We start from the raw sequence: 8,020 nt of genomic DNA on the forward strand, positions 1-8,020 counted from the left end.
CAAATGGTGCTCTTTTTTGCATTAAGGAAAGTATAGGCTTTCAACATTTAGGTTTGGCAATATACCAAGTTTTCTAACACATTTTGGCACCAATCAAAACTAGGTATGATAAACTGAATACAACTAAATTTTATGTAGGGGGTTTAGAAATGCGTAAAGAAGTTCACCAGAAGATAGACGATTTGCACAAAGAAATGATAGATATACGACGGTACCTACATCAGTACCCTGAGGTATCGTTTCATGAGGAGAAAACAGCAAAATATATTGCTGATTTTTATGAGCAGTTAGGCATTCCCTATCAGGCAAAGGTTGGCGGAAATGGTGTACTTGCAACACTAAAAGGCGGTAAACCAGGTAAGACAGTCGCTTTACGGGCGGATTTTGACGCACTCCCGATCCAGGACGAAAAAGATGTTCCATACAAATCAAAGGTTGACGGTGTGATGCACGCTTGTGGACATGACGGACACACAGCGACATTATTGTCCCTTGCAAAGGCTCTTCAGCCATTTCAAGATGAGTTACCAGGAACAATTGTTTTCTTACATCAGCATGCTGAAGAATATGCTCCTGGTGGTGCAAAGCCAATCATCGAGTCTGGTGCGCTCGATCATGTAGACGCTGTATTCGGTACACATTTGTGGGCTACAACTCCTGTTGGTGTGATGCAAACGTCTAAGGATATTTTCATGGCAGGTGCAGATCGCTTTGAACTTATCATCCAAGGTCAAGGTGGCCATGGCGGTTACCCACATGAAACAAAGGATGCCATTGTTATTGGTTCTGAAGTAATTGTTCAGCTGCAGCAAATTATCAGCAGACGTATTGATCCACTTAAAACTGCTGTGTTAACAATCGGAATCTTTGAAGCTGGAAACGCATTTAACATCATTGCAGACAAAGCAAAATTAGTTGGAACCATGCGTTACCTCGATACGAATGTGCAAGAACAGGTTATTGAAGAAATGGAAAGAATTATTAAGGGTGTCTGTCTTGCAAACGATGTGACTTACACATTAAATTATGAACGGGGTTACCCACCATTAGTAAACCATGCAGAAGAAGCTGAGCTTGTCCTGCAGGCTAGTAAAAATGTACCGGAAATCACTTCGCCAGAAGAAGTGGTTCCAGTTATGGGTGGAGAAGATTTTGGTTATTATTTACTTGAAAAACCTGGAGCATACTTCTTTACAGGTGCTCAGAAGTCAGGGAGTGAATATCCACATCACCACCCAAGATTTGATATTGATGAACGCGCTTTACCAATAGCAGCTAAAACTTTGATTGAGGCATATTTTGCTTATCAGGATAAACATCGATAAAATATCAAAGCATTCCTACAGTTTTTATCTGTTGGGATGCTTTTTAATCCAATTTACTTTTTACATATCCATTAATAAATAAATAATTGAAGAGTAATCCACCAACTAGCGTGATAGCCGCTCCTGTATATTCCTGTAATGGCAAAAAGACAACCGCAAATATAATCGTTTGAACGATTCCTAACTGAAGCAGCCAGTTTAAAACTGCTTGTCTTCTCCATTTATGATCGACTGGATATAAATCAAGCCACATTATTGTCCGGTGGTGATGATATAAGGTCATCATTTGAAAAATACTCATGTAAAGAAATAAAAACCCAAATAAAATTTTCATCCAAACCTGAGGTACGAAATAGATAAACAATCCACCAATGACAATTAAACGGATATACATGCCCAGGTAGTCGCCACTACGAATGAATGTAATCCGGTATAAGTAGTTAAAGGATTGTTTATTTTGAAACGAGACATTACTTACTAGTGATGCAAGCCATTGTCTTCTTTTTACTTTATTTTTTAAATGTGGTACGTCTGTAGCCATGTTTGCAATCCGATAGAACGTTTGCATGCGGTTACGATCCTTTTCAACTAACAGATCCCAAATAATACCTGTATGTTTCCTTGAGACATTATAGTCGTACAAGAACACAACTATATATAATCCAGTTGTAATTGCCGTGAACAACATATTTCCTTGAATTAAAAAATAAAAAACTACAATAGATAGAAGCGAGCGTGTTAGTAGATCGGTTTGTCGTACACCAGGTGCTCTAACTTTTAACATCCACCAATTCGCAAATAGATTCCACACTTTAAAAATCAGTAATACAACAACTATTAAAAGATAGGATTGCCCCGGACGATTTGGATATGTTGCAGCATACAACGGTCCAAAAGCGGCAGCAACGAGCAGGATTAAGTATAATTGGATAACAAAACTATAAAGAAGCGCATTACGAAAATAAGCGTTCATTTTACTCTCAGCCGCAATTAAGAAAACTAAATCTGGCTCTTTTAAAAGTGTTCTGACAGGGCTATAGCTTGCAACCAGCCCGAATACAATCCCAACAACTAATGCGGTAGGAAAACCATCTGGAAGGTTTGCTATCCATTGCTGATAGTATACAGCTATAGCAGATATGAAAAAAAGCATTGCTACCGCTGTATGCCCATTAAAAATATATCGCAGATAGCGGCTCATTTCTTTCATATGTTCAGATAAACGATTTCTAAAAAATGCATTTGAATCAAACATGATTTTCTTCCTTTGTCAGCTGCAGATATAAATCATCCAGTGTTGCATTTGGCATCCCAAATTCCATGCGTAGCTGTTCAAGTGTGCCAATCGATTTAATTTTTCCATCATGCAATATAACAAAACGATCACAATAGCGTTCCGCTGTAGCCAGGATATGCGTTGACATTAATATACCGGAACCATTAGATTTCATTTCATCCATTAACTGAAGATAGGATTGAATTCCAAGTGGGTCCAGTCCGACAAAAGGCTCGTCCACAATGTATAATGGCGGTTCAATTAAAAACGCACACATAATCATTACCTTCTGACGCATACCTTTCGAGAAATGGACAGGAAACCATTTTAATTTTTTTTCCATACGAAATTCTTTTAACAAAACTGGTAGTCGCTTTTCAAAAAGTTCCTCTGAAATATCATAGGCCATAGCTGTTAATTTTAAGTGTTCGTATAAAGTGAGCTCATCGTATAATATAGGCATCTCTGGTATGTAAGCCATTTGTTTACGGTATGATTCAGGGCTTTCATTGAATGTTTTACCATTTATTGAAACAGATCCTTTTTTAGCCTGCATCAAACCAATAATGTGCTTAATTGTGGTACTTTTTCCAGCGCCATTTAATCCAATTAATCCTACAATTTCTTTTGGATTAACATCAAATGAAATACCATTCAGCACATTTTTATGTGTATATCCACCATGTAAATTATCAATCGTTAATAACTGTTTCACTGTATTTCCTCCTAGTTACACTCCTACTATAAATTTTACCATTGTTCGCTTACAAATCCAAAACAAACTATATTACAAAGTTCTACAGAAAAAGTGTATAAATTTTTATTAACTGCTTACAATATAGTTTGTAGCCTGCAAGGATGGTCACTACCAAAAATTTCGTATCAAATACTAAATGAGGTGTATGTGATCGAACATTTAATGTAAACCCATTTATTAAACGTTTTAAATACTAAATGAGGTGTATATGATCGCACATTCAACGTAAACCCATTTTGTTATTCGATTTAATAGTAAATGAGGTGTATGTGAAAGGACATCTAGCGAAAACCCATTTTGTTACATGTAATTCGTGGTCAGAAGTACAGACAAAACGGTTTTTGTAAATTAGTTAACCTGAAGGACCATCATGCTAACTAATTACAAAAGTCCCCATTCTTAGATGAACACCCATCCCCAGGCTGCTTAAAGCAGGCTAGTCTATTGCAGTGATGCAAAAGACTAGCCTGTTATTTAGTAGTTAAGAAAGCATAAATCCTTTCTTACTGCATGAACAACTAAGGCTATCGCCATAAAGGCTTGGCAATCAGCCAAGTTTTCTAATATGTATGACTTTACATTCCTGTCCATTCCTATATACAATAGATAAAAATACATTTAGGAGTGATGTTGCATGGGTCATGAAGATTGCATTTTCTGTAAGATTGTCAGCGGTGATATTCCTTCAGCGAAGGTATATGAAGATGATTATGTGTACGCCTTTTTAGACATTAGCCAGGTGACTAAAGGACATACACTGATTATACCAAAAACACATACGAAAAATATTTATGAAACACCTGTGGATACTGCAAGTGAATTCTTTGCTCGTGTTCCAAAGGTAGCCAATGCCATCAAAGCAACCTACAATCCAATTGGCATGAATTTATTGAATAATAATGAAAAACCTGCAGATCAATCTGTGTTTCACCTGCACATTCACCTGATACCAAGATACGGTGACTCTGATGGCTTCTCTACTAACTGGAAGACACATACAGAAGAATACACAAATGAGGACTTGCAAAAAATTGCAAAGGAAATAAATTCTTCAATATAATTGAAAATTATACTTTTTCTTTTACAGGTAATTTGGTATACTATTAATATTATATTTCTGCAGCTGACAATGAGTGTACAGTTGAGAAATAAAAGTCTTAAAAAAATAGTATAGCTGAGAAGAGGAGAGCGTTTAAAATGAATACAAGAATTCTAATTATCTTATCCCTATTTGTAGGGATTGGAGCAGTGTTACACGCAGTAGTACCAGCAATTTTGTTTGGAATGAAGCCTGATATGTTGTTGTCAATGATGTTCCTGGGTATTATGCTGTTCCCAAAATTAAAGTACGTTGTATTAGTATCGATTGTTACTGCTGTTGTATCAGCACTAACAACACTTGTTCCTGGAGGACAGATTGCTAATCTTATTGATAAACCAATTACAGCGTTAATATTTTTCGGATTGTTTTTACTTGTGAAAGATAAAATAAATGGTAACATTGGAGCTCCAGTGTTAGCTGCTATTGGCACCATTATAAGTGGCACTATATTTTTATTTTCAGCAATCTACATTGTTGGACTTATGGGCGGAGCATTTACTGTTCTATTTATAACTATCGTACTACCTACAGCTGCCGTGAACGCACTTGTAATGGCTATTGTTTACCCAGTGGTACAAAAAATCATGAAACGTTCTCAACCAATAACAATATAAACATAAAATATATTTTATGTATCCACTGGCACAAAATGTCAGTGGGTATTTTTTAGCAGGAAAAGAAGTATAATTATAATAACAAAAGACTATTTTCGTAAGTTTTGTTGCTTTTTAAACTTCGTATTTGATAGAAAATGCGACGTAACTGCTGCGTTGATTTCCGCTTCGGGCAGTCGCTTTCCGCGAGCACGGCCTCAGCCTCCTCGCGGAAAACCACCGCTGTGGGGTCTTCAGCTCGTGCTGTTCCCGCAGGAGTCGACTGCCCTACGCTTCAATCAATCCGTAAAAAGGTTTTTATCATGATGGTCATTTGTTTAACACATTGCTAGCGAAGGAAATACACGGAGACTCCTGCGGGAGGAAAAGGCATCGGTGAGACCCCGCAGTGCGGAGTACGAGGAGGCTCACCAGCCTCCCTAAGGTGCGCGTAGTGTATTTCCGTAGCGGTAAGTAACGTCGCAGTTTATAGGTTTTATGTCCGAAACAACAATCCTTTAGAAAACAGCCTATCAAAAAAATACATAGATATTCGAGAAATACGTTTACTTGTAGTACAATAAGAGGTAAAGAGATAGTAGGGACTTGAAAGGAGCGAATTTCATATGGTAAGTGGTAAATCATTAGTAGTCGGTTTTGTTATTGGTGGGGTTGTTAGTGCTACAGCAACATTACTTAGTGCACCATCATCTGGAAGAGATTTGCGTTTCCGAGCAAAAGAACAAAGTACCGAATGGAAAGAAATGATCAGCAATTTGAAGTTTGACGGATTACGTTTAAAGCAACAAATTACCGAAACTTCAAAAGAAGGCGCAGCTTTAATAAAAGACTTGACACAGGAAATGAAAAAGTCCGTTCAGGATTGGCAGCAAACCGTTGAACCACATCAAGAAAATATTCATAAGTATTTAGAACAAATAGAATCAAGCTTAAAGGATTTAGAAGAAAAGGTTAAAAGTCAATAAGTAAATTAAGTTTATCCCTTAAAGATTATTGTTATTGACAAAAAATCCATAACTCGTGTCCTAACATACCGTTTTGGAAATACACTATGCTTTCCGCGGAAAACGACTGCCTGAAGTGGAGATCAACATTGCTCCAGTGATGTAGTTTATATCTATCTTAAAACGAAAAAAGTCTAAATTAAAAAGGAATTTCTCAGACGAAATGATGAGAAATTCCTTTTTTAATTGGTTTATTTTACAGGTTTTAAATCTTCTATAGAGTCAATTTCCATATACTCCGGTACAACAAGTCCAATTTTAGCACCTTTTAAATTTGGTCCTAAGTCGACAAAGTCGCCTTCATATTTATCATAGAATTTCTTCGTTGTAACCGGCATCCAAACTGCTACCGTGGCATCTACATCACCATTGGCTACAGCTTTATACATAACCGCAAGATCAACTGGTGTAATTGTTACATCAAAGCCTTTTTCAGTCATTACCTTGGCAACTGCGTTTGTAGCAGAAAGTTCCGAACCCCACTGTGTAGTAGCTAGTTCAACTTTCACACCATTTACGTCTTCCACACCTTTTGTCCATTTATTTGTGATTTCCGGATGATCCTCTACCCATTGTTTAGCTACCTCAGCTATATCCTTACCACTTTCGTTAGCCTCTAACATGATTCCTTCCATATCTTCAACTTTCCATTCAAATTGGTCTAAAATTTTGTATGCATTAGGTTTTTCTTCTTTTAGACCTTTTTTAACCAACGTTTTAATAACTTCTGTTTCTCCAAAAGCCCCCTGTGGGTCTTTAAGGTATTTTAAACCTTCATATTTAGCGAACATCCAATGAGGATTCCAACCGGTAACAATAATTGGCTCTTTCTTTTGAATAGCCTCATCAAGTTGTGCCATCATGGCAGGGGTTGAAGACTGGTTCAGTTCCCAACCTTTTAAATTATCATATTCTTCAATAGCACTAAGCGTTGTTGCAGTGACACCTGCGCCAGGTTCAATACCAGTGATTGTGTATTCTATAGTCTTGCCATAATCATTCTTTTCAGCCTCACTGCCTCCAGTTGCATTATCTTGCCCATTTTCCTCTGTGCCGCAACCTGCTATTAATAAAAGTAGTATTATACCTATCGTAAAAACAATATATTTATAATTGTGAAATTTATTTTCCATACGCTTGACTCCTTTAAACATTAAGTACCTAAATGCAAATTTAATACACCAATTTCACTTTTAGAGTGATTTATTATTCAGTAGCAGAATGTACATCCTAAATGGAATTATTTTTCGTGTTTTTTGTTATATTTTTCAAAAATAAAGACCGATACAGTTATGTATCGGTCTTTATTTTGTGTAATTGCCATGTTACTATGCATTACGCGAATTACTCAGCAGGTTTCAAGTCTTCAATGGAATTAACATCCATATACTTTGGTACAACTAGACCAATTCTGGCACCTTGCAGGTTTTCGCCAAGATCAACTACTTGATCCTTGTATTCTGCATAAAGATCAGCATGTGTTGCTGGTAACCATGCAGCTACCATTCCATCAGCTTCGCCATTAGCAACTGCTTTCCACATTACAGCATTGTCAAGTGGAGTTGCTGTTACGTCGAATCCTTGGTTCTTCAATACTTCAGCTACTACGTGTGTAGAAGCTACTTCTGAATCCCATTCTACGTAAGCTAACTCAATTTCCTTACCATCAACTTTTTCTACGCCTTTTGTCCATTTTGCAACTTTGTCAGCATTATCTTTTACCCATGCAGCTGCAGCTTCAGCTGGCTCTGCTCCATTTGTAATTTCAAGCATAACGGCTTGCATGTCATCTGGAGTCCAAGAAAATTGATCCAATACTTTTGCAGCATTTGGCATTTCTTCTTTTAACCCTTTGCGTACCATTGTTTTAATAACTTCTGCTTCACCAAATGCACCTTTTGGATCTTCTAGATACTTCAGGTCGTATTTTGCAAACATCCAA

The 8,020-nt window shown here is 37.0% G+C and carries 8 protein-coding genes; 4 read left to right on the plus strand and 4 right to left on the minus strand.

Going from position 1 to position 8,020, the window contains the following annotated elements; genetic code table 11:
- The first annotated feature begins 149 nt into the window (after positions 1-149).
- Complete coding sequence (locus ACOI1D_RS20300; RefSeq protein WP_422503876.1) at positions 150-1,325, plus strand: amidohydrolase; 1,176 nt, start codon at positions 150-152, stop codon at positions 1,323-1,325.
- A gap of 43 nt (positions 1,326-1,368) precedes the next feature.
- On the opposite strand, the gene ACOI1D_RS20305 is transcribed toward ACOI1D_RS20300, so the two are convergent.
- The gene (locus tag ACOI1D_RS20305; protein ID WP_422503877.1) at positions 1,369-2,580 is read right to left on the minus strand and encodes an ABC transporter permease; all 1,212 of its coding nucleotides are present in this window, start codon (positions 2,578-2,580) and stop codon (positions 1,369-1,371) included.
- Positions 2,573-3,316, minus strand: coding sequence for an ABC transporter ATP-binding protein (locus ACOI1D_RS20310; RefSeq protein ID WP_422503879.1), 744 nt, complete (start codon positions 3,314-3,316; stop codon positions 2,573-2,575). Before ACOI1D_RS20310 ends, ACOI1D_RS20305 begins: the two co-directional genes overlap by 8 nt.
- Before the next feature lie 676 nt (positions 3,317-3,992).
- Here ACOI1D_RS20310 and ACOI1D_RS20315 point away from each other — a divergent pair.
- The 3 genes from ACOI1D_RS20315 to ACOI1D_RS20325 all read left to right on the plus strand — a co-directional run bounded on the left by ACOI1D_RS20315 (position 3,993) and on the right by ACOI1D_RS20325 (position 6,039).
- Entirely contained in the window at positions 3,993-4,418 is a 426-nt protein-coding gene (locus ACOI1D_RS20315; protein ID WP_422503880.1) for an HIT family protein, read from the plus strand.
- A gap of 137 nt (positions 4,419-4,555) precedes the next feature.
- Positions 4,556-5,074 carry a tryptophan transporter gene (locus ACOI1D_RS20320; RefSeq protein WP_422503882.1) on the plus strand — a complete coding sequence of 173 codons (519 nt, stop codon included), beginning with the start codon at positions 4,556-4,558 and terminating at the stop codon, positions 5,072-5,074.
- Between the two features lie 605 nt (positions 5,075-5,679).
- Positions 5,680-6,039: a YtxH domain-containing protein gene (locus tag ACOI1D_RS20325; RefSeq protein ID WP_422503883.1), complete on the plus strand. Its 360-nt coding sequence runs from the start codon at positions 5,680-5,682 to the stop codon at positions 6,037-6,039.
- A gap of 230 nt (positions 6,040-6,269) precedes the next feature.
- Here ACOI1D_RS20325 and ACOI1D_RS20330 read toward each other — a convergent pair whose 3' ends face one another.
- Together ACOI1D_RS20330 and ACOI1D_RS20335 are read right to left on the minus strand one after the other, a co-directional pair.
- Positions 6,270-7,211 carry a glycine betaine ABC transporter substrate-binding protein gene (locus tag ACOI1D_RS20330; protein WP_422503884.1) on the minus strand — a complete coding sequence of 314 codons (942 nt, stop codon included), beginning with the start codon at positions 7,209-7,211 and terminating at the stop codon, positions 6,270-6,272.
- A gap of 211 nt (positions 7,212-7,422) precedes the next feature.
- Positions 7,423-8,020: glycine betaine ABC transporter substrate-binding protein (locus ACOI1D_RS20335; RefSeq protein ID WP_422503885.1), on the minus strand; the 598-nt coding region annotated here is incomplete at its 5' end.

The organism is Virgibacillus sp. DJP39, assembly GCF_049310925.1.
Taxonomy (GTDB): Bacteria; Bacillota; Bacilli; order Bacillales; family Amphibacillaceae; genus Virgibacillus_F.

Excerpts from the sequence above, each read along its gene's own strand:
- ACOI1D_RS20325 (WP_422503883.1), top strand. The coding sequence starts at position 5,680 with ATGGTAAGTGGTAAATCATTAGTAGTCGGTTTTGTTATTGGTGGGGTT.
- ACOI1D_RS20320 (WP_422503882.1), top strand. The coding sequence starts at position 4,556 with ATGAATACAAGAATTCTAATTATCTTATCCCTATTTGTAGGGATTGGA.
- ACOI1D_RS20305 (WP_422503877.1), bottom strand. The coding sequence starts at position 2,580 with ATGTTTGATTCAAATGCATTTTTTAGAAATCGTTTATCTGAACATATG.
- ACOI1D_RS20300 (WP_422503876.1), top strand. The coding sequence starts at position 150 with ATGCGTAAAGAAGTTCACCAGAAGATAGACGATTTGCACAAAGAAATG.
- ACOI1D_RS20330 (WP_422503884.1), bottom strand. The coding sequence starts at position 7,211 with ATGGAAAATAAATTTCACAATTATAAATATATTGTTTTTACGATAGGT.
- ACOI1D_RS20315 (WP_422503880.1), top strand. The coding sequence starts at position 3,993 with ATGGGTCATGAAGATTGCATTTTCTGTAAGATTGTCAGCGGTGATATT.